At 30.5% G+C, this 22,125-nt stretch carries 21 protein-coding genes; 8 read left to right on the top strand and 13 right to left on the bottom strand.

What is annotated here, in order from left to right; translation table 11 throughout:
* Positions 1 to 479: 479 nt before the first annotated feature.
* Complete coding sequence (locus CHB67_RS11165; protein WP_089381869.1) at positions 480 to 1,715, bottom strand: ABC transporter permease; 1,236 nt, start codon at positions 1,713 to 1,715, stop codon at positions 480 to 482.
* A 7-nt stretch (positions 1,716 to 1,722) separates the two neighbouring features.
* On the opposite strand from CHB67_RS11165, the gene CHB67_RS11160 reads away from it, so the two are divergent.
* Positions 1,723 to 2,958: an exo-beta-N-acetylmuramidase NamZ family protein gene (locus tag CHB67_RS11160; RefSeq protein ID WP_089381868.1), complete on the top strand. Its 1,236-nt coding sequence runs from the start codon at positions 1,723 to 1,725 to the stop codon at positions 2,956 to 2,958.
* A 24-nt stretch (positions 2,959 to 2,982) separates the two neighbouring features.
* Here the strand turns inward: CHB67_RS11160 and CHB67_RS11155 are convergent, their stop codons facing one another.
* Both CHB67_RS11155 and CHB67_RS11150 read right to left on the bottom strand, forming a co-directional pair.
* Positions 2,983 to 4,155, bottom strand: a complete 1,173-nt coding sequence (locus tag CHB67_RS11155; protein ID WP_089381867.1) for a hypothetical protein — start codon at positions 4,153 to 4,155, stop codon at positions 2,983 to 2,985.
* An 11-nt stretch (positions 4,156 to 4,166) separates the two neighbouring features.
* Positions 4,167 to 4,679: a YkgJ family cysteine cluster protein gene (locus CHB67_RS11150; protein WP_089381866.1), complete on the bottom strand. Its 513-nt coding sequence runs from the start codon at positions 4,677 to 4,679 to the stop codon at positions 4,167 to 4,169.
* A gap of 80 nt (positions 4,680 to 4,759) precedes the next feature.
* Between CHB67_RS11150 and argS the strand changes: the two genes are divergently transcribed.
* From argS to CHB67_RS11125, 5 genes are all read left to right on the top strand, one after another.
* Positions 4,760 to 6,535 carry an arginine--tRNA ligase gene (argS, locus tag CHB67_RS11145; protein ID WP_089381865.1) on the top strand — a complete coding sequence of 592 codons (1,776 nt, stop codon included), beginning with the start codon at positions 4,760 to 4,762 and terminating at the stop codon, positions 6,533 to 6,535.
* 136 nt (positions 6,536 to 6,671) lie between these two features.
* On the top strand, positions 6,672 to 8,060 hold the full coding sequence (gene lpdA / locus CHB67_RS11140) for a dihydrolipoyl dehydrogenase (protein WP_089381864.1): 1,389 nt from the start codon (positions 6,672 to 6,674) through the stop codon (positions 8,058 to 8,060).
* Positions 8,061 to 8,178: 118 nt separating this feature from the next.
* A complete protein-coding gene (locus CHB67_RS11135; RefSeq protein ID WP_089381863.1) occupies positions 8,179 to 9,681 on the top strand; it encodes a peptidase associated/transthyretin-like domain-containing protein in 1,503 nt (500 codons plus the stop codon).
* Positions 9,682 to 9,772: 91 nt separating this feature from the next.
* On the top strand, positions 9,773 to 10,204 hold the full coding sequence (locus CHB67_RS11130; protein ID WP_089381862.1) for a hypothetical protein: 432 nt from the start codon (positions 9,773 to 9,775) through the stop codon (positions 10,202 to 10,204).
* Between the two features lie 19 nt (positions 10,205 to 10,223).
* Positions 10,224 to 10,661, top strand: a complete 438-nt coding sequence (locus CHB67_RS11125; protein ID WP_089381861.1) for a hypothetical protein — start codon at positions 10,224 to 10,226, stop codon at positions 10,659 to 10,661.
* Here CHB67_RS11125 and bshC read toward each other — a convergent pair.
* Together bshC and CHB67_RS11115 are read right to left on the bottom strand one after the other, a co-directional pair.
* Positions 10,642 to 12,231: a bacillithiol biosynthesis cysteine-adding enzyme BshC gene (gene bshC, locus CHB67_RS11120; protein ID WP_089381860.1), complete on the bottom strand. Its 1,590-nt coding sequence runs from the start codon at positions 12,229 to 12,231 to the stop codon at positions 10,642 to 10,644. The genes CHB67_RS11125 and bshC overlap by 20 nt on opposite strands.
* Positions 12,232 to 12,237: 6 nt before the next feature.
* The gene (locus tag CHB67_RS11115) at positions 12,238 to 12,888 is read right to left on the bottom strand and encodes a methyltransferase domain-containing protein (RefSeq protein ID WP_245813518.1); all 651 of its coding nucleotides are present in this window, start codon (positions 12,886 to 12,888) and stop codon (positions 12,238 to 12,240) included.
* A 152-nt stretch (positions 12,889 to 13,040) separates the two neighbouring features.
* Here CHB67_RS11115 and CHB67_RS11110 point away from each other — a divergent pair, with 152 nt between their 5' ends.
* Positions 13,041 to 15,503: a M14 family metallopeptidase gene (locus CHB67_RS11110; RefSeq protein WP_089381859.1), complete on the top strand. Its 2,463-nt coding sequence runs from the start codon at positions 13,041 to 13,043 to the stop codon at positions 15,501 to 15,503.
* 63 nt (positions 15,504 to 15,566) lie between these two features.
* Here CHB67_RS11110 and rimO read toward each other — a convergent pair whose 3' ends face one another.
* The 6 genes from rimO to CHB67_RS11080 form a co-directional block, all read right to left on the bottom strand.
* Positions 15,567 to 16,877: a 30S ribosomal protein S12 methylthiotransferase RimO gene (rimO, locus tag CHB67_RS11105; RefSeq protein WP_089381858.1), complete on the bottom strand. Its 1,311-nt coding sequence runs from the start codon at positions 16,875 to 16,877 to the stop codon at positions 15,567 to 15,569.
* A 125-nt stretch (positions 16,878 to 17,002) separates the two neighbouring features.
* Complete coding sequence (gene ftsY / locus CHB67_RS11100) at positions 17,003 to 17,956, bottom strand: signal recognition particle-docking protein FtsY (RefSeq protein ID WP_089381857.1); 954 nt, start codon at positions 17,954 to 17,956, stop codon at positions 17,003 to 17,005.
* 85 nt (positions 17,957 to 18,041) lie between these two features.
* Positions 18,042 to 18,194 carry a DUF4295 domain-containing protein gene (locus CHB67_RS11095; RefSeq protein ID WP_089381856.1) on the bottom strand — a complete coding sequence of 51 codons (153 nt, stop codon included), beginning with the start codon at positions 18,192 to 18,194 and terminating at the stop codon, positions 18,042 to 18,044.
* Between the two features lie 9 nt (positions 18,195 to 18,203).
* A complete protein-coding gene (gene rpmG, locus CHB67_RS11090) occupies positions 18,204 to 18,389 on the bottom strand; it encodes a 50S ribosomal protein L33 (RefSeq protein ID WP_089381855.1) in 186 nt (61 codons plus the stop codon).
* A gap of 12 nt (positions 18,390 to 18,401) precedes the next feature.
* The gene (gene rpmB / locus CHB67_RS11085; protein ID WP_089381854.1) at positions 18,402 to 18,641 is read right to left on the bottom strand and encodes a 50S ribosomal protein L28; all 240 of its coding nucleotides are present in this window, start codon (positions 18,639 to 18,641) and stop codon (positions 18,402 to 18,404) included.
* A 79-nt stretch (positions 18,642 to 18,720) separates the two neighbouring features.
* A complete protein-coding gene (locus tag CHB67_RS11080) occupies positions 18,721 to 19,965 on the bottom strand; it encodes a competence/damage-inducible protein A (RefSeq protein ID WP_089381853.1) in 1,245 nt (414 codons plus the stop codon).
* 111 nt (positions 19,966 to 20,076) lie between these two features.
* Between CHB67_RS11080 and CHB67_RS11075 the strand changes: the two genes are divergently transcribed.
* Positions 20,077 to 20,493: a hypothetical protein gene (locus CHB67_RS11075; RefSeq protein ID WP_089381852.1), complete on the top strand. Its 417-nt coding sequence runs from the start codon at positions 20,077 to 20,079 to the stop codon at positions 20,491 to 20,493.
* Positions 20,494 to 20,500: 7 nt separating this feature from the next.
* Here CHB67_RS11075 and CHB67_RS11070 read toward each other — a convergent pair whose 3' ends face one another.
* Entirely contained in the window at positions 20,501 to 21,112 is a 612-nt protein-coding gene (locus tag CHB67_RS11070) for a fumarylacetoacetate hydrolase family protein (protein WP_089381851.1), read from the bottom strand.
* 92 nt (positions 21,113 to 21,204) lie between these two features.
* Positions 21,205 to 22,044 carry a 1,4-dihydroxy-2-naphthoyl-CoA synthase gene (locus tag CHB67_RS11065; RefSeq protein WP_089381850.1) on the bottom strand — a complete coding sequence of 280 codons (840 nt, stop codon included), beginning with the start codon at positions 22,042 to 22,044 and terminating at the stop codon, positions 21,205 to 21,207.
* Positions 22,045 to 22,125 lie beyond the last annotated feature (81 nt).

Here is a 22,125-nt window from a genome sequence, read left to right as displayed (position 1 = left end):
GAAAGTATTTTTATCAGAATTAGCTGAAAATAAACTTCTAAAATTGAACAAATTTCAGATCAGCCTGAAAGTTGTCCTCAGTCATCTGAATTTAATGGTTTATTTAAGTGTGTTGTAACAAAGCAGATAACTTTCTATTACAGAGTAAATTTTGAGAAAAAAGAGATTGAGATTATTACAGTTTTTGACTCAAGACAAAATCCTAATAAATTACAGAAGGACATAAAATAAGCACGAAAGCACAACAACTCATAAAATTTATGCTTAAATTTAATTTAGCATAAACTACAAACATTCAATAAGCAATTTGCTACGTCAGAAATACCTAAGGTTGATATTAAATAGTAGATATTAGACGTATAGATACTGAAGATGAAAAACCTAAGTTTGATATTAGAAGTTGAAAATTTGGAGTTTGGAGGAGTTTGGAGTTTAATATTATAAATTTAATTTTCTAATATCGTAAACCCAAAATCGCTTTACTCAAACTTAATAGATTTCACCGGATTTATTTTTGAAATAATTATTGAAGGAATTATCAACATCAATAAACAAAGCAGCAACGTACCTATGTTTAACAAAATAATATACCCAATATTTATATAAACAGGCACATTGGTAACGTAATATGTTTCGGGATCTAGCGTAATAATACCCGTATATTTTTGAATACATAAAATAGATAATCCAATTAAATTTCCCCAAAACAACCCTCTAATTATAAGGTAACCTGCATTGTATAAAAATACTTTACGTATGCTTACATTACTTGCTCCTAACGCTTTTAAAATCCCCACCATTTGAGTGCGTTCTAAAATTAAAACAAGTAAAGCTGTAATCATATTAATACCTGCAACCAAAATCATAATTGCAATTATTAAGTAAATATTGTTATCAAATAAACCAATCCATTCAAAAATAGCTGGGTATTTTTCAATCACATTTTGTGTATTTAAGGTAGAAGCGGTTTGTTCATAAACCTCTATACTTTTAACTTCAATTTCATCAAAATTAGAAATAAGCACTTCAAAACCCCCTACTTCATCCACTGCCCAACGATTCATTTTTTGAATATTTCGAATATCAGCAATCACAAAATTTTCATCAAAATCCTGAAAACCGGTATTGTAAATTCCTACAGCGGTGAACACACGTAACCAAGGTGCTTTGGAAGGATCGTCTTTTACAAACAACACATTGAACTGATCACCTAAATTAATTTGCAAACGATTGGAAATTTCCTGTGAAATTAAAACATCGGTAGAAACATCTTGCGAAAAATCAGGCAACTTTCCAGCCACCATATATTCTTCAAAAAAACGCCAATTATAATCATTAGAAACACCTTTTAAAATAATACCTTCAAAGTCTGAAGCCGTTCTAATAATTCCTGCCTTAGTAGCAAAAATCTGTACATTATCAATATTATCTATCTCTTTAAATTCAGGATAAAATTCTTGATTTGTAGATACGGATTCTAAGGTAATTTCAGAATAATTATTATCAAAATTTGTAATTTGAATATGCCCATTAAAACCTGCAATTTTTTCTCTAATTTTTTGTTGCAAGCCAATACCTGTCGCAATCGCAATCATCATAATAACAATCCCCAATGAAATGGCAATAATTGCAATTTTTATTATTGGTGACGATATACTACTTTTATACTGTTTAGCAGCAATAATTCGCTTGGCTATAAATAACTCGTAATTCAACTTATAAATGATTTCTAAATTTTTCAAAAATACATATTTCTTCTTGGTTTTCAGCTTGTTTTTTAGCTTCATTTCTTGTGGTCAAAACAATAAATCTACTACCGAAACTAATTCAACCAAAAAAAATACTACTTCAATTTCAAAAATTGAAACCGGTGCACAACAAACAGTTGAGTATTTACAACTTTTGAAGAACAAAAATATTGCCATTGTTGCCAACCAAACTTCTGTAATATTTAAGAATGAAGTTGAAACTTATACCCATTCAATAGATTCATTATTGAAGTTAAAAATCAACATAAAAAAAGTGTTTTCTCCTGAACATGGCTTTAGAGGGAAAGCAGATGCTAGTGAAAAAGTAGCAGACGGCATAGATGTTAAAACAGGTTTACCTATTGTTTCTTTATATGGGAAAAACAAAAAACCTACCCCTGAACAATTAAAGGGAATTGATGTAGTTATTTTTGATATTCAAGATGTTGGTGTTCGCTTTTATACCTATATTTCTACGTTGCATTACGTTATGAAAGCTTGTGCTGAAAATAAAATTTCGTTGATAGTTTTAGATCGACCAAACCCAAACGGACATTATATTGACGGACCAACATTGAACATTGAATACAAAAGTTTTGTGGGAATGCACCCTGTTCCGTTAGTTTACGGAATGACCATTGGGGAATATGCACAAATGATAAATGGTGAAGGTTGGCTTAAAAACAATTCAACTTGTAATTTAACGGTAATTCCTTTAAAAAATTACAAACATAAAAGCACGTACCATTTGGCTATTCGTCCTTCTCCTAATTTACCAAACGATATTGCTATTAATTTATACCCAAGTTTAGGTTTTTTTGAAGGAACAATTATCAACGCTGGGCGCGGAACCGAATATCAATTTCAGCAATATGGTGCTCCTTTTTTTCCAAAAAGTGAGTTTAGTTACACACCTGAACCTAATTTTGGATCAAAATACCCTAAACATCAAAGTAAATTATGTTATGGTATAGATTTAAAAAATACTTCAAAATTAAGCGCTGTAAATATTGAATGGTTGATTGATGCTTATAATAAAACACCCTCAACAGAAAAATTCTTTGGAAGTACTTTTACCATACACGCAGGCAGTTTAGAACTTGAACAGCAACTTAAAAACGGACTTTCAGCCAAAGAAATTCAAGATTCATGGCAACCAAAAATTGAAGCTTTTAAAAAAATTAGAAAGAAGTATTTAATATACAATTAAGCTTTTCGGGTTTCTTTGACAAATTTAACTCTTAGTTACTTTAATCTTTTTTCTGAAATCAAATTCACCATCATTTATAATTGCTTGAAAAACATAAGTACCTTTTTTTGGTAATTCAATTACTGGTGTTAAGGTGTTTGGGTTGTTATTTTCAAACACTCCTTGCGCAGGTCCACTAAGCTGTTTCCAATGAATTTCAGGATAAATATCGTCTGTATCATTGTCTTCAATTACGGTGGTTATATTAACAAATTTATTCTTTTCTAAATTATGGTTAATCGTAATTTTTGGTGGGTTATTAATTCCTTTATTAATTTTATTTACCTCTAATGAAATTCTACTTTCATCTTCAACTCCTGCAGCAAACAACATTAATCGTTGGGTAAATTCTCTATTATCTGAATGGCTTAAACGTGTACCTGCTCCTGCATTCCAAAATAAATTTCGATCAAATAAACCAACCACTCTACCTTTTCCAATTGTTGAAACTGCTAAAGCCGCATCTGTTTCTATATTAAAAACTCCATCATTTTTATTTACTCTTAATGCACCTCCTAAACCACCTTCTTGAGCTTTGGCTAATATTTTTGCTGGTGGAGAAACACGTACAAAACTTACTCCTTCCCCCCTAAACTTTACACCACCATTTTTATTATTGGCGTTCAAAAAATGATTTTCAGTATAATCTTTCACTAAATAATTTCCCGCTCCATTATCTGTTAAAAACTCCATTCCAAATTGTTCCGTGATTATATTATCTGAATTTCTTCCTGTTTCATTATCAACACCAACTACCTTATACTCACCTCCAAATGCACTATCAGACCACACTACCATTCCGCCACCATTTTTAACCCATGTAGCAACTACATCTGCTTCATTTTCAGAAAACATACGTTGGTTAGATCCTAAAATTAATACATCAATATTTTCTAAACTTTTTGAGGTAAATTCAATTTCCTGATCATACACTTCCGTTACATTTAATTTAACTTCTTCCAAAGCATTTAAAAACTGACTCATCCCTAAATCGCCAGTATCATTTAAACGCATTTGATGAAATGGTTCTTTAACCCCTGAAGGTATATCTCCTTCTGCAGAAACATCTCCATAAATATATAATACATTTTGGGCGTTTAAAAATGTAACTAAAAAAAATAGTAATATAAAAAATGATTTTTTTGAAAAATTTGGCATAATATAACTGTTTATTTTTTACCTCCTACAAACGGTAATTTAATTTTTAATGCTTCCACAATATTATATACTGCTGGGCAAACCTCTGTATTCTTTAACGTTAGGTCTGTTAATTGAATAAACTTTCTTCTGTTAGTATGTGGATATTCTTCACAAGCTTTTGGGCGAACATCATAAATAAAACAAGTATTATCACTTTCATCAAAAAAAGTACAAGGGGCTGTTTTTAACACATAAAAATCATCACCATCTCTTTCCAAATATTGCGCTATAAAATTAACAACCCTCATTTTCATAGATTTAGCAATACGCTCAATATCTTTATTTGTGAATATTGGGCTTGTAGTTTTACAACAATTTCCACACGTTAAACAGTCTGTTTTCTTAAACTCTTTTTGGTGCAAATCTTTCATTACAACATCTAAATTTTTAGGTGTTCTTTTCTTTAATCTAGCAAAATACTTTTTTGTTTCTAAGTGTTTTTCTTTTGCTAATTCTGGTAACTCTTTTAAAAACGCGTCCATCCCTTTAATTTTCAACAAAAATACAATTTAAACTTTTAAAAATTGTGTACTTTTGCACTTCCTAATATTTAATTAAAATTATGCAACATAATTTAGAACTCGCTGTAAAAAAAGGGTTTAAAGAAATTTACGATAAAGAAATTGATACTGTTGAATTTCAAGCTACTAGAAAAGATTTTGAAGGTGATATTACCATTGTAGTTTTTGCTTTTTTACGCTATGTAAAAGGAAATCCTGTTGAAATAGGTACTAAAATTGGTGAATATTTAAAATTAAACGTTGCTGAAGTTGAAGATTTTAACGTTGTTAAAGGCTTTTTAAACTTGGTGATTTCCGATTCATTCTTTATTTCTAGCTTTAATAGCATTCTAAAAACAGACAAGTTTGGGATCATTGAGCCTAAAGAAAATGAAAAAGCGGTAATGGTTGAATATTCTTCACCAAACACCAATAAGCCACTTCATTTAGGACATATACGTAATAATTTATTAGGCTATTCTGTTGCTGAAATTATTGCTGCCTCAGGAAAAAAAGTTTACAAAACGCAAATTATAAACGACCGTGGAATTCATATTTGTAAAAGTATGTTAGCGTGGCAACGTTTTGGAAATGGAGAAACTCCAGAAAGTACAGGTTTAAAAGGTGATAAACTGGTTGGAAATTATTATGTGAAATTCGACCAAGAATACAAACAAGAAATAGCTCAATTAATTTCAGAAGGCAAAACCGAAGAAGAAGCTAAAAAACAAGCTCCTTTATTATTAGAAGCTCAAGCAATGTTATTGAAGTGGGAATCTGGTGATGCTGAAATTGTTAATCTATGGAAAACTATGAACCAGTGGGTGTATACTGGTTTTGATGAAACTTATAAAGAATTAGGAGTAGATTTTGACAAAAACTATTACGAAAGTAACACCTATTTATTAGGAAAAGATGTGGTGGCTGATGGGTTAGAAAAAGGCATTTTTTATAAAAAGGAAGATGGTTCAGTTTGGATTGATTTGACCGAAGAAGGTTTGGATGAGAAAATTGTTTTAAGATCTGACGGTACTGCAGTTTATATGACCCAAGATATTGGAACCGCTATTGAGCGTTTTAAAGACTACGATTTAAATGAATTGGTTTACACTGTTGGTAATGAACAAGATTACCACTTTAAAGTACTATTTTTAATTCTTGAAAAATTAGGGTTTGATTGGGCTAAAAACTTGTATCATTTATCTTACGGAATGGTTGATTTACCAAGCGGTAAAATGAAATCTAGAGAAGGAACCGTAGTTGATGCTGATGATTTAATGCTTGAAATGACCAACACAGCTAGAACTATTTCTCAAGAATTAGGAAAGTTAGACGGTTATGCCGATGATGAAAAAGAAGCATTGTACAAAACTATTGGTTTAGGTGCTTTAAAATATTACATCTTAAAAGTTGATCCTAAAAAACGTATTTTATTTGATCCGGAGGAATCTGTAGATTTTGCAGGTAATACAGGTCCGTTTATTCAATACACCTATGCTCGAATTCAATCTATATTAAGAAAGGCTACTTTTGATTATACTGTTGAAATTACTTCTGAAGATATTTCATTGCATTCAAAAGAAATATCATTGATAAAACAAATTCAGTTATTCCCTGAAGTAATTCAAAATGCAGCTAAAAATCATAGCCCGGCGTTAATTGCAAACTTCACTTATGATTTAGTAAAAGAATACAATTCATTTTATCAAACTGTTCCTATTTTAGGTTGTGAAAATGAAAATGAAAAAATATTTAGAACACAGCTTTCATTAAAAGTGAGCATTATTATTAAAGATGCTTTTAAATTATTAGGAATTAGTGTTCCTGAACGCATGTAATACGCAGCTTAAAGGCTAAAAATTACGATATTAGAAAAAAAGGAGTTGAAGAATTAACGAATTCTTAAATCAATTCAGTTAAAAAATAAGTAAATTTGCTGCGAAATTCAGCATTGAATAAAAAAATATATAGAACATGAAATACGACGTTATAATTATTGGTAGTGGCCCTGGAGGTTATGTTACAGCTATTAGAGCATCGCAACTTGGATTTAAAGTTGCCGTAGTTGAAAAAGAAAATTTAGGTGGAATATGTTTAAACTGGGGTTGTATACCAACCAAAGCATTATTAAAAAGTGCGCAAGTTTACGATTATTTAAAACACGTAGATGAATATGGTTTAAAAGCCGAAGCTATTGATAAAGATTTTGAAGCTGTAGTAAAACGTAGTAGAAATGTTGCTGAAGGAATGAGCAAAGGTGTTCAATTCTTAATGAAAAAGAACAAAATTGACGTTATTGACGGTTTTGGAAAAATTAAAGCTGGTAAAAAAGTTGATGTAACTGCTGCCGATGGTACGGTTACTGAATATAGTGCAGATCATATTATTATTGCTACAGGTGCACGTTCACGTGAGTTACCTAATTTACCCCAAGATGGTAAAAAAGTAATTGGATATCGCCAAGCAATGACTTTACCTACACAACCTAAAAAAATGATTGTTGTTGGTTCTGGAGCAATTGGTGTAGAGTTTGCTCATTTTTACAATGCAATGGGAACTGAAGTAACTGTTGTAGAGTTTTTACCAAACCTAGTACCTGTTGAAGATATTGATATTTCAAAACAATTTGAACGTTCTTTCAAAAAATCTGGTGTTAAAGTAATGACTAATTCTTCTGTAGAATCTGTTGATACTTCTGGAGATGGTGTAAAAGCTGTTGTAAAAACTAAAAAAGGTGAAGAAATTATAGAAGCTGATATTGTACTTTCTGCTGTTGGAATTAAATCAAACATTGAAAATATTGGTTTAGAAGATGTTGGTATTATTGTTGACCGTGATAAAATATTGGTAAACGATTTTTACCAGACTAATATTCCTGGTTATTATGCAATTGGTGATGTTGTTCCTGGTCAGGCTTTAGCGCACGTTGCTTCTGCTGAAGGAATTACTTGTGTTGAAAAAATTGCAGGTTTACATTCTGAAAAAATTGACTACGGAAATGTTCCTGGTTGTACGTATGCAACTCCTGAAATTGCAAGTGTTGGTTTAACTGAAGCTAAAGCAATTGAAGCTGGTTACGAAATTAAAGTTGGTAAATTCCCTTTCTCTGCTTCTGGTAAAGCAAAAGCTGCTGGAACACCTGATGGATTTGTAAAAGTAATTTTTGATGCTAAATATGGCGAATGGTTAGGTTGCCATATGATTGGTGCTGGAGTTACAGATATGATTGCTGAAGCTGTTTTAGGTAGAAAATTAGAAACAACAGGACACGAAGTATTAAAAACTATACACCCGCATCCAACAATGAGTGAAGCCGTAATGGAAGCCGTTGCTGATGCTTATGATGAAGTAATTCATTTATAAAAGTTAATAAACTATTAAATTAAAAAGCCATTCATAAAGAATGGCTTTTTTTTAACACTATTGGTAACAATTTCAAATTATATTCGTCATACAACTTATACGAAAAACTTTAATTGTTATGAAAACATTTAGCTATTTAGCTATACTTACTTTAATTTTTTGTTGTATTTTCAATAGCAACGCTCAAAATTATCAAGCTACCTTAAAAGATACTATTAGCAACGAAATTATTCCGTACGCAAGTATTTCCTATGCTCCTAATAAAGGAATTATTAGCAACGAAGAAGGTAACTTTAGTTTAGATTTAAGTAAAATAAATCAGGATAGTATTTATATATCATCTGTTGGTTATCTAAAAAAAGGTTTTGCTATAAATAGCTTAAAAGACAGCATCCTTTATTTAAAAGAAGAAGTTGAAAATTTAGACTTGGTATATCTTTCTAAAAACAACTATTCAGCCAAAGAGATTATGGAGTTGGTTGAAGAACATATCGATAGTAACTACCAAAATGTACTTTCAAATCAAAAAATATTTTACAGACAATCTTATATTACTACAGTAAATAAACTTACAATGGATATGAAGGAATCTAGTATCCCTGAAATCAATAAAAAATTAATTGATAGTATTAACGGCTTAATTCCACGTAAATCCGACTATTACCAAGAAACACTAGGGAATTACTATACCGATTTAGAAAATCAGAAGCTAATCATTTCTAAGGCCGCTGAATTGTACGATAAAGATGTAAACCTTTCAATGGAAGGTTTATCTAAAAAATTAGAAGAAATTTTAAATAAAAACGTAAAAAGAAATTCGTACTTAAAAATTAAATCGGGCATATTTGGCAGTAAAGTACAAGTAGATTCTATTATTGCTGAAAATAAGGAATCAAAAGAAATTGAAGAAAAATTAAAAGCAAAAGACTCTGCCGCGCTTGCAGAAAAATCTAAAAGAAAATTATTTTATATAAAATCAAGTATCAAAAACTTATACGAATCTTTATTTTATGCTGAAGACCCTACGTTTAATTTAATAGACAAACTAAATAAATACGAATACACCATTAAAGGATATAGCATTGTAAACAATGAACCTTGTTATATTATTAATTTTGAGCCTAAAGGAAGTAAAGAGTACAAAGGAACCTTGTTTGTTAATGTAAATGATTTTGCTATTGTACAAATGGATTATAAAAATATAAAAAACTTAAAAGATTTTTCTCTTTTAGGATTATCATACAGTTCTAATTTATACCAATCAAAAGTTTTTTTCAAAAAAGAAAACAATAACTATTTCCCGTATTTTGTACAGCTAGATAAAGGAATGGATTTTGGCATTAAACGTCCTTTAACAATTATTGAAAAGAATAAACATGTAAAAGGTAGAAAAAAACAAAATGAAGTCGCTTTAAAAATTGAAGCTAAAATCAACTCATTTGAGCGTTTTGAATACCTTGTATATGAAACTAACGCAATTGATAAAGCTGAATTTGAAACTATTACCGAAAATAAAGACTTTCAACCTACACACTTAGCTAAATACGATGCTAACTTTTGGGCAGAAGAAACAATTATTGAGCCAAATAAAGCCATTCAAAGTTTTTCAATTAAAGAATAACTGCCGTTATTTAGAATTTCAACATTAAAAATTAAACAGTTTTAGTTTTTATAGTATATTTGATTTTTACAACTCACAAAAATATACGTTTATGAAACTTTTAAATTTTTTAGTGCTACTAATTGTTGTTCTTACTATTTCCTGTAAAGAAGAAAAAACTAAAGTTGTAAACTCTAAAAACACCGTTAAAAAAGTGCAACATTATATTTGTGAAAACAAGTGCGAAAATAGCGGTGGTGATGCGGCTGGAAATTGCCCAGTATGTAAAAATCCATATACACACAATACAGCTTACCACGCGAATGACTTATTAAAATCGGGACCTCTAAAAGTTGAGAGTAACGCTACAAATCCAACACAAAAAACGCCACAAGCAGCTCCAAAAGCTCCTACTCCAGCTCAAAACACAAAAGGTGTTTATCACTATACTTGTACAAATGGCTGTGCTGGTGGTTCAGGAGCTGCAGACAGTTGTAAATCTTGCGGTAATAAATTAACGCACAATCAATTATACCATAATTAATAAAATACAAATTCCTTCTATGGCTTTTTCTCTTTCAAAATTATTTAAACCAAAACCAACTGTTGATGCTTCTGAAATTCTCAATCAAATTGATTATAAAGAAGGTACTAAATATGCTGTATGTGCTACACATATTTTATATGCTGATGTTGAAGAATTAGGCGGATTTCCGTATTTAAAAACGGTGTTATTTGGTATTCATGAAATTAATATTAAAAGAACTGGCTGTACCATTTCGTTTATTTTTAAAGAAGGAAAACTAACGTTAACTTCAGATAACACCTCCATAGAATCTAATCAAATACAAAAAAGCGGCGTGTATTATACTCCTGTAGATTTTGAATTATCAGAGGATGAATCTAAAAAATTACAAGCAGAAAAAGTTATTGAAGTTGTAATTAACTACAAAAAAAACAACATTCATTTAAAGCCTGTTGCTAATATTCAAGAATCGTAAATTCTAATTTTAACGGATCTAAAGCTTCAATTAACATCGGAATTAAATTGGTTCCTAAATTTAAATAAACTTCTGAAAAATTTCGTGTTCGTTCTTCTAAACTTTGGTTTGGAAATAATTCATTTTGAATGAATTTAATTCTGGTTACTTGGTCTGCTAATTTTCGTTTTTGAGCTTTTAATAGTCTTTTTTCTAAATTAGCCAATCCGTTTAATTGCTTTTTCTCTTGCGCATTTACAGCTCCTAAAAAAGAAGCATCAGTTTGCAGTGAAAGTTCTTTTAAACCTTTAAACTGTTCTTGTAAAAATATTTTTTGTTGCGAAAAATCTATCGAAAATTTTGAAAGTTCTTTTACTTTTTTGGTAATTAGATCTTCTTGCTTGCAAAATATTTCTTGAAGCGAAATATTTAACTTTCCCATTTTAAGTAACTGTTTATCAGAAGCTAATAAAACAGAATTACGTAACAATAAAATTGGAAATGGAGTTTTTACAGCTTCAAAATAGTTTTTTAACTGAAACCAATATGCTATTTCTCCACCGCCACCAATATAACAAAGATTCGGTAAAATGGTTTCTTGGTATAACGGCCTCATAATTACATTTGGACTAAATCGTTCAGGGTGAGTTTTTAGTTCAGCAAGAATTTCTTCTTCAGAAAAAACAATAGAAGTATTGTTAATTTTAAATACATTATTTTCAAAAATAATACGTTCTCTTAGTTCATTGTTTAAATAAAATAAGTTTATTTCTCTTGGATTTACTTGAATATTATAATTTTCACCTAATTTTTGATTGGTTAATGAAACATTTTTAAACGAAGTTTTATGTAATAATTCATCTTTTACAATGGGTGAAAATTCATTTTTTAATGTACTATCATCACCATCAATAATTACCAGACCATAACTTCCAAAAAGTTCATTTACCAAATAGCGTGTAGCTTCGGTTAAATTGTTATGTGAAATGTATGCTTTCTGAAATAAATCTTTGATATATTTTTCGTTGTTAGAATTGCCTAACTTTTGTGAAAAGTTTTTAAAAACTGTATCAAAATCGGTTGTTTTTAATCTCCCAACAGCACCACTACTCTCTTGTTCCCAAGCTATTTTTTTTCCTTTGAAATTAAAATAATTTATTTCTTCAAAATCGTGATCTTCCGTAGCCATCCAATATACAGGTACAAAATTGCTATTAGGAAATTGCTTTTTTAACTGCGTTGTTAAATTTATGGTTGAAACAATTTTATATAAAAAATACAACGGACCCGTAAATATATTTAACTGATGCCCTGTAGTTATTGTAAAGGTGTTTTCTAATTGTAATTGTTCAATATTTTTAGCTGTAGCGTCTGAAATTGCTATTGAAACATATTGCTTTTTTAACGCATCAACCAACACATTTCTAGTTTTTACTGGAAACGATTGTTTTAATGCTAACTGATTTTTAAATCCGTTTAAATTTGGAAAATTGTTGTAAAAATCACTTAATTTTGGGTTCTTATCTAAATAATCTCCCATTAATTTTGAAAAATAACCTGTTTCTTGAAAAGGAATATTATGTACTTTCATGTATTCTTATGCGCTTCTTTTAAATAAAGTGTATACGTATTCTCGTGTGTTTCCTGATGGTTGTGTATAGGTATAATTAAATGACTTTAACAACTCAAAATCAGCACCTAAATACTCTTGAAGCATTACTTCATTATAATTGAAAACATCTAAACCACAACATTTTTTAGCTCCTTCTAAATTAAATTCAGCTAAAATAACAAAACCACTAACTTTTACCGCTTTTTTCAACAAATTAAAATAATTTATTCGTTGCTCTTCAGAAGTAAAAAAATGCAAAACAGCCCTGTCATGCCAAAGATCAACATTTTTTAGTTTTAATAATGAAGAAGGGTTTGTTAAATCATCAACAATAAATTCTACGTTTGAATGATTGTGTTTTGATAAACTATTTTTTAGTTCAACCAGTGCCGATGCAGAAATATCATTTACCACAATATTTGTAAACCCATCATTTAACAAACATTCAATTAAAGTACTTGCTCCTGCTCCTGCGTTAAAAATAAATGCATCTTCAGCTAAATTGCATTCACCTATTAATTCTAATGATTTGGTTGGAGTTTCTTCATACCAACCTAAGCTGGTTACAGGAGTTTTTCTGTAAGCATTGGTCCAATGCATTTCAAAATCATAATCTTCTTCAATACTACTACTCATTTTAATGGGTTTTAATTTTTATAAAAATACTAAATTTAAATAGTTTGTCGGTTAACACTAATATATCTAACATTATTTTAACTAAAAAACACTTTTATATAAAATCACCTACATAAAATTTAAGTACATTTGACCCTTAAATTAATTTTTCAATGAAAAAAACAATCTCACTTTTAGTTGCTATTATTGCCTTTTCCTTCTCAATAAAATCGCAAACTATTCAATCTCCGTCAGAATTTTTAGGGTACGAATTAGGAACACGATTTACAAGAAATCACCAAGTTGTTGCATATTTTAAATATGTAAGTGAACATTCAAAAACTACTGAGTTAAAAAAATACGGAGAAACTAATGAGCACCGACCATTGTATATCTCTTTTATTTCTTCGGAAGAAAATATTGAGAATTTAGAACAAATTAGAAAAGATAATTTAAAAAGAACAGGTATTTTAAATGGTGAAGCAACTTCAGAAGTAGGCATTGTTTGGTTAAGTTATAATGTGCACGGAAACGAAGCTTCAAGTTCTGAAGCATCCATGCTAACTTTGTATAAATTGATAACTGAAAAACAAAATTGGTTAAAAAATACCTTGGTTATTATTGACCCTTCTGTGAATCCTGACGGAAGAGATCGCTATGTAAACTGGTACAACCAAACTAAGAGCGCTCCGTTTAACACAAATCCAGATGTTATTGAGCATCAAGAACCTTGGCCAGGCGGAAGACCAAACCATTATTTATTCGATTTAAATAGAGATTGGGCTTGGGCAACTCAAATAGAAACGCAACAACGTTTGAAAGTTTACAATGCTTGGATGCCTCATATTCACGTAGATTTTCACGAGCAATTTATTAACAATCCATATTATTTTGCTCCAGGCGCTGAGCCTTTTCATGAAATAATTACAGATTGGCAACGCAATTTTCAGATTGAAATAGGTAAAAACCATGCCAAATACTTCGACAAAAAAGGTTGGAGATATTTTACAAAAGAATCGTTCGATTTATTTTACCCAAGCTATGGAGATACCTACCCAACTTATATGGGAGCCATTGGTATGACTTACGAGCAAGCTGGTCACGGAATGGCTGGATTAGGAATTGTTACCGAAAACAATACCGTGTTAACTTTAAAAGATAGAATTGCTCACCATACAACTACAGGGCTTTCAACTGTTGAAGTTGCATCAAAAAATACTTCGAAAATGATTACTGAATTTGGTAAATTCTTTGATAACACAAACCAAAAAACCAAAAGCTATATTTTAAAGGGTAACTCTAAAAAAATAAATGCTGTTGTTCAACTTTTAAATAAACATGAAATTATTAGTTATTTTTCTTCGGAAAAAACCATCAATGCTTTTAATTATGAAACAGGAAAAAGTAGTAAGCTTCATATCTCTAACAATGATTTAATTGTACCAACAAATCAGCCAAAAGGAAAAATGGTGAAAGTTTTGTTTGAGTTAGAAGCTGAACTTTCTACACCAATTACTTATGATATTACCGCTTGGAATATTCCTTTTGCTTATGGTTTACAAGGATTTTCTTCGGAAGTTTCACTTCAAAAATCAGAAAAAACGAATCAAAACATTACACTTACAACACCTAGCAATCAAAATATATACGCCTATATAAGCAATTGGAATACTGTTAAAGATGCAGCATTTTTAGGTGATTTATTAGAAAAAGGTTTTAATGTACGCTTTAGTCAAAAAGGTTTTACTGTTGAAGGAAAGGCATTCAATAAAGGAGCCTTAGTAATTATGAAGGGTGAAAATAAACACCTTCAAAATTTTAATGAAACTGTTCTGAAAATAGCCGCTGCAAATTCTCAAAATCTACAAACAACTGAAACAGGTTTTTCTGATGCCGGACCCGATTTTGGCTCAGATTATATGAAATTAATTAAACCTAAAAAAGTGGCTGTTTTAGGCGGTAAAGGAACATCATCATTAAGTTTTGGTGAAATTTGGCACTTTTTTGAAACGCAATTAAAGTATCCTTTGAATGTTATAAACGCTAACGATTTAAATCAGGTTACATTTTCAAAATATCAAGTATTAATTTTACCTGACGGCTATCGTTCAAACAAAGAAAGCCTAAAATTACTATCAAAATTCACTATTGATGGAGGTACAGTAATAGCTATTGGAAGTGCCTTAAAAAGTTTTGCTGATAAAGAAGGTTTTGTATTGAAAAGTAAAAAAGACAACACTGATAAAGATAGCATTACCGAAAATTTAACACCTTATAATCAACTTGAAGCTAGTTATTTTGAAGGTGAAATTACGGGAACTATTTTTAAAAGCACCATTGATAATACTCACCCTTTAGCATTTGGTTACAAACAAAATTATTACAGTTTAAAATTAAACTCAAATGCTTATAAATTACTAGAAAAAGGTGTAAATGTTGGATTTTTCCCTAAAGAAACTACTCCAATTTCTGGATATGCAGGAGAAAAAGCATTAAAAAATGTTTCGAACTCTTTACTTTTTGGAATTGAAAATAAAGGTCGTGGTAAACTTATATATATGACCGACAATCCTTTATTTAGATCGTTTTGGGAAAATGGAAAATTATTTTTTACGAATGCAGTTTTCTTGAATTAAATTTAGAGATAAACAAAAAAAGCGAGCCTTAGCTCGCTTTTTTTATATCCTTAATTCTAATTTCTAAACAGGTTCTCCGTATAAATCAAACTCAGTTGCTGAAGTAATTTTTATATTGGCAAACTTACCAACTTGAACGTAATGTTTTGTAGCATCAATTAAAACTTCATTATCAACATCGGCAGAATCAAATTCTGTTCTTCCAACAAAATCGTTACCGTCTTTTCTATCAATAATAACTTTAAACGTTTTACCTACTTTTTCTTGGTTCAATTCAAAAGAAATCTGACTTTGAATATCCATAATATCATTTACACGTTGCTGTTTTACGTCTTCAGGAACATCATCAACTAAACTAGCTGCATGTGTATTTTCTTCGTGTGAATACGCAAAAGCACCTAAACGCTCAAAACGCATTTCTTGTACCCAATCTTTTAATTCTTGAAAAGCTTCTTCAGTTTCACCTGGATATCCAACAATTAAAGTCGTTCTAATTGCCATATCTGGAACAGATTTTCTAAATTCAGCAATTAAATTTGTTGTTTTTTCATGCGAAGTTCCACGTCTCATAGATTTTAAAACTTCATCATTGATATGTTGTAATGGAATATCTAAATAATTACAAACTTTAGGTTCGTTTTTAATAACCTCTAAAACATCTAGCGGAAATCCTGTAGGAAATGCATAATGCAAACGAATCCATTCAATTCCATCAATTTTAACCAACTCTTTTAACAAATCGGCCAACGCACGTTTTTTATAAATATCTAAACCATAATAGGTTAAATCTTGAGCAATTAAAATTAACTCTTTAATTCCTTTCTTTGCTAATTTTGTAGCTTCAGTTACTAAATCTTCAATAGGTGTTGAAACGTGTTTACCTCTCATCAAAGGAATTGCACAAAAAGAACAAGGCCTGTCACAACCTTCTGCAATTTTTAAATAAGCGTAATGTGTAGGCGTTGTAGTTAAACGCTCTCCTATAAGCTCGTGTTTGTAATCTGCATCTAAAACTTTCAATAAATTAGGCAAATCATGTGTTCCAAAATATTCGTCAACATCAGGAATTTCTTTTTGCAAATCGGGTTTATAACGTTCACTTAAGCAACCTGATACATACACTCTATCTACTTCACCTAATTCTTTTTTATTTACATAATGTAAAATTGTATTGATAGATTCTTCCTTAGCATCACCAATAAAGCCACACGTATTAATCACCACAATGTTTCCATCGTCGTTTTCATCTTCGTGCACTACATTTTTATCATTTGCTTTTAGTTGCCCCATTAAAACTTCACTGTCGTAAACGTTTTTAGAGCATCCTAAAGTAACTACATTAATTTTATTTTCTTTCTTAGATTTAGTTCTCATCTTCTATATTTAAGGAGCGCAAAAATACTACTTTTTACTTGTAAACCAATTATTTAACTACATATAAAAAAAGACCTTTTATATATTAAAATACAAAAGGTCTTTTAAATTATTTAGATTATTTTTTATTTGAAGAACGAATCAACAAATTCAATTTTATTAAAAACTTGTAAATCATCAATACCTTCACCAACACCAATATATTTTACGGGTATTTGAAATTGATCTGAAATTCCTATCACAACGCCACCTTTTGCTGTTCCATCTAGTTTTGTGACAGCTAATGAAGTAACTTCCGTAGCTTTGGTAAACTGTTTAGCTTGTTCAAAAGCGTTTTGCCCTGTAGAACCATCTAAAACTAACAACACATCATGTGGAGCATCGGCAACCACTTTTTGCATAACACGTTTTATTTTTGTTAGCTCATTCATTAAGTTCACCTTGTTGTGTAATCTACCTGCGGTATCAATAATAATAACATCAGCATCTTGAGCAACACCTGATTTTAGTGTATCGTAGGCAACCGAAGCTGGGTCACTACCCATTTCTTGTCGTACAATAGGAACCCCTACTCTATCTGCCCACACTTGTAATTGATCAATTGCTGCCGCTCTAAAGGTGTCGGCTGCACCTAGTACAACTTTCTTTCCTGTTTTTGTAAACTGAGCAGCTAACTTACCAATAGTTGTAGTTTTGCCAACTCCATTGACACCAACCACCATAATTACATAAGGTTTCTTATTAGCTGGAATACAAAAATCAGTATCATTTCCAACATTTGTTTCGGCTAAAAGTCCTGCTATTTCTTCTCTAAGGATTGAATTTAATTCTTCTGTTCCTAAGTATTTATCTTTAGCAACACGTTCCTCAATACGCTCAATTACTTTTAAAGTAGTTTCTACTCCAACATCTGATGATACTAAAACTTCCTCTAAATTATCGAGAACATCATCATCAACTTTCGTTTTACCTGCAACTGCTTTAGAAAGTTTTGAGAAAAAAGATGATTTTGTTTTCTCTAAGCCCTTATCTAATGTTTCTTTTTTTTCTTTTGAAAAAATTCTTTTAAATAAACTCATTTTTTAATTATTAGTATGGTAAATATAAAAAAGAAAAGCTACTTTCAATAAAGAAAGTAGCTTGAATATTTTTATGAGCAAAAAATTATTTTTTGCTTAAAAAGTCTTTTACATTTGTAGGATCCATAATAGCTTCAACAAAAGTATAAGCTCCTGATTTTGGAGACTTTACCATTTTGATAGCTTTAGTTAATCTTTTTGATCCTGTTTGTAACGATGCTACTGATTTCTTTGCCATGGTCCTATATTATTTAATTTCTTTATGAACAGTCATTTTTTTCAAGATAGGATTGAATTTTTTAATTTCCATTCTATCAGGTGTATTCTTCTTATTCTTAGTAGTAATGTATCTAGAAGTTCCTGCTTTACCAGAAGCTTTGTGCTCTGTACACTCTAAAATTACTTGAATTCTATTTCCTTTAGCCTTTGCCATTTCCTAATATAATTATTTTTTTAAAAAACCTTTTTCTCTTGCTTCTTTAATAACAGCAGAAATTCCTTTCTTGTTAATATTCTTTAAAGCAGATGTAGCAACTCTTAAAGTTACCCACTTATCTTCTTCAGGAATATAAAAACGCTTTTTTATTAAGTTAGCGTCAAATTTTCTTTTTGTTCTATTCATGGCGTGAGAAACATTGTTTCCAACCATTGCTTTTTTTCCAGTAAGTTCACAAACTCTTGACATAATTCTATACCTTTTTAATGTATTCTCAAAACGAGATGCAAAATTAAATTTTTAATACGTAATAAACAAACTTATTTAACTAGTTTTTTAAAATTTCTTTTCTCAACAATTCTAAAGCCTTTATTGAAGTTCGTTCAATAACTTTCTCCCTTGGTTTACCAAAATTAAATTCTTCGGAAAAAACGCCAATTGGTGTGGCTATTGCAATATACACGACCCCAACTGTTTTATCTGTTAAATCTGTTGTTGGTCCAGCATTACCGGTAGTTGCAATCGCATAGTCTGTTTTAAATTTTTGCTGAATTCCCTTTACCATAGCTTCAGCTACTTGTGAACTTACAACCGAATAATTATTGATTAATTCTTCGGCAACATTTAATTCATTAATTTTTATAGCAGCTTGATATGCTACCACCGAACCAACAAAATAATTTGAAGAACCCGGAATTGAAGTAATCATTTTGGCAATATTTCCTCCTGTACAACTTTCAGCGGTTGCTAAAGTTTTATTTTTTTCAATCAATAATTTCCCTATTAAAGCTTCTAAATTCTCATTTTCTTCATATCCAACTATAATATCTCCAATAAGTTTCTGTAAAATAGCCACATTTTTAGCAATAGCTTCTTCTAAAATTTCTTTGTCAGGTCCTTTTGCTGTTAAACGCAACCTCACTTTTCCAAAAGATGGTAAATAAGCTAAACTTATAAATTCTGGTAAATTAGTTTCCCAATCTTCAATTTTTTCAGCCAACATACTCTCTCCCATCCCGTAAGTCTGAATTGTTTTATGTACAATAAAAGGTAAATGATACGTTTCAACTAATTTAGGCAGCACACTATTTATCATAAGTCCTTTCATTTCATAAGGCACTCCTGCGAGTGAAACTACTACTTTACTATTTTCATGAAACCACATACCTGGTGCTGTTCCTAATTCATTTTTAAAAACAACACATTTTGAAGGAACTAAAGCCTGATTTTTATTTACTTCGGTAAAAGGATAATTTGATTTTGCAAATAACGCTTTAATATGTGCTGCAATTTCTTCATTAAAAATAAGTTTATCTACATAATATTCAGCTAAAGTTAATTTTGTAATATCGTCTTTTGTGGGTCCTAATCCACCAGTAACAATTACAATATCACAATTTAATTGCGCTTCTTTTAGCGCTTTTAAAATATGCTCTTTATCATCTTGAATAGATGTAATTTGATATACCGAAACACCTATTTTATTTAATTCTTCAGCAATCCATTTTGAATTTGAGTCTAAAATTTGACCAATTAAAATTTCATCGCCAATGGTAATAATCTCTGCTTGCATTTCTAATTTATTAGTTGCATTAAAAGTACAAAATACAACGCAACCTTTTTCACTTTTATGTATCTTATAAACAAAAGAATGTTACTATAAACTAAAAATAAAACTTGAGCTATGATTACCAAAACCCAATTAACTGACGACCAATTACTTGGCAGAATACAAGACTGTACACTAGATCCTACAGACTTTACACATGAAACATTATTAAGGCTTACTTGGGTATTAATTAACAAGTATGGTTTAGATGAAGCTATTGTTAAAAACAAAGAAATAAAGGAAAATTACTTTAAAACAGCTTTAAGAAATGATAAATTCAATATTACGTTAACCAAAGCTTATACTGAAATTTTACATCATTTTATGGAACGCTCTTCAACCAATGATTTTGAAAAATTATTGCGTGAATTCCCTAGATTGAAATACAATTTTAAAAATTTAGTAAAAACACATTACGGCTACAACATTTTAAAAGAGCACAGAAAAGAAGAACCTACGGAAAACGGGCGTCCAATTTTATTTACTTTTTAAAAAGCAACTATTTAATTTTTACCGAAAAAAATTCTTCGCCTTTAATAGCTCCTAAAAGTATGTCGTTTTCTGAAATTTTACCCACGCCTGCAGGAGTTCCTGTAAATAACACGTCTCCCTTTTTTAAGGTAAAAAACTGAGAAACGTACGCTATTAATTCATCAATTTTCCAAAGCATTGCATTGGTGTTGCCTTCTTGAACAAGAGTTTCATTTTTATGCAGTGTAAAATCTAAACTTGTTAAATCACCTAACGTTTCTTTGGCTACAAACTTCCCAATTAAAGCACTCCCGTCAAAAGCTTTAGATTTTTCCCAAGGCAATCCTTTGTCTTTTAATTCATTTTGTAAATCACGTGCTGTAAAATCTACTCCCAAACCAATTTCATCGTAATATTTATGCGCAAATTTTTCTTGAATGTACTTTCCTACTTTATTTATTTTAACCAATACTTCTACCTCATAATGAATTTCATTTGAGAACGCTGGAATAAAAAATGGCTGATTTTTAGCTAAAATAGCAGAATCTGGCTTTAAAAAAATGACTGGATTTACTGGTTTTTCACTATCCAACTCTTCTATATGTTTGGCATAATTACGACCAATGCAAATAATTTTCATAAATAAGTAACTTAGTATTGTTTTATAAGATTCCTGCTTTCGCAGGAATCATTCTTATTAAATCTGTGTTAAAAGTAAAAACCTATTTTATTTTAAGGAATCCACTTTTTCTCAAAGTTTGGTTTGCGTTTTTCTAAAAAGGCATTTCTACCTTCCTTCGCCTCATCCGTCATATAGGCTAAACGTGTTGCTTCTCCAGCAAATACTTGTTGTCCAACCATTCCATCATCAGTTAAATTCATAGCGAATTTTAACATTTTTATTGAGGTTGGCGATTTTGCTAAAATTTCTTGTGCCCATTCAAAAGCGGTAGCTTCTAACTCATCATGCGGAATTACAGCATTTACCATACCCATTTCATAAGCATCTTGTGCAGAATAATTTCTTCCTAAGAAAAAGATTTCACGCGCTTTTTTTTGTCCAACCATTTTTGCTAAATAAGCCGATCCGTAACCACCATCAAAACTAGTAACATCAGCATCAGTTTGCTTAAAAATAGCATGTTCTTTACTCGCCAAAGTTAAATCGCACACTACATGCAAACTATGACCACCACCAACAGCCCAACCCGGAACCACAGCAATAACTGCTTTTGGCATAAAACGAATCAACCGTTGTACTTCTAATATATTTAAACGATGGTACCCATCTTCACCTACATAACCTTGATGCCCACGCGCTTTTTGATCGCCTCCACTACAAAATGAATAAACACCATCTTTAGTTGAAGGGCCTTCCGCAGAAAGCAACACAACACCTATTGAAGTATCTTCACCTGCATCGTAAAAAGCTTCGTAAAGTTCTTTTGTAGTTTTAGGTCTAAAAGCATTTCTAACATTTGGTCGGTTAAAAGCAATCCTTGCAACACCATCACATTTTTTATACGTAATATCTTCAAACTCTTTTACAGTTTTCCAATTTATTTTTTCCATATTCAGTTGTTATTTAAGGCTAAAATAATTGTTTTTTATGGTTTAAAAAATTATTACTTAAAAGTTATAAATGTGACTTTG

Source organism: Lutibacter agarilyticus, from assembly GCF_900188235.1.
GTDB lineage: Bacteria > Bacteroidota > Bacteroidia > Flavobacteriales > Flavobacteriaceae > Lutibacter > Lutibacter agarilyticus.
This window is presented reverse-complemented; position numbering and strand designations above follow the sequence as displayed.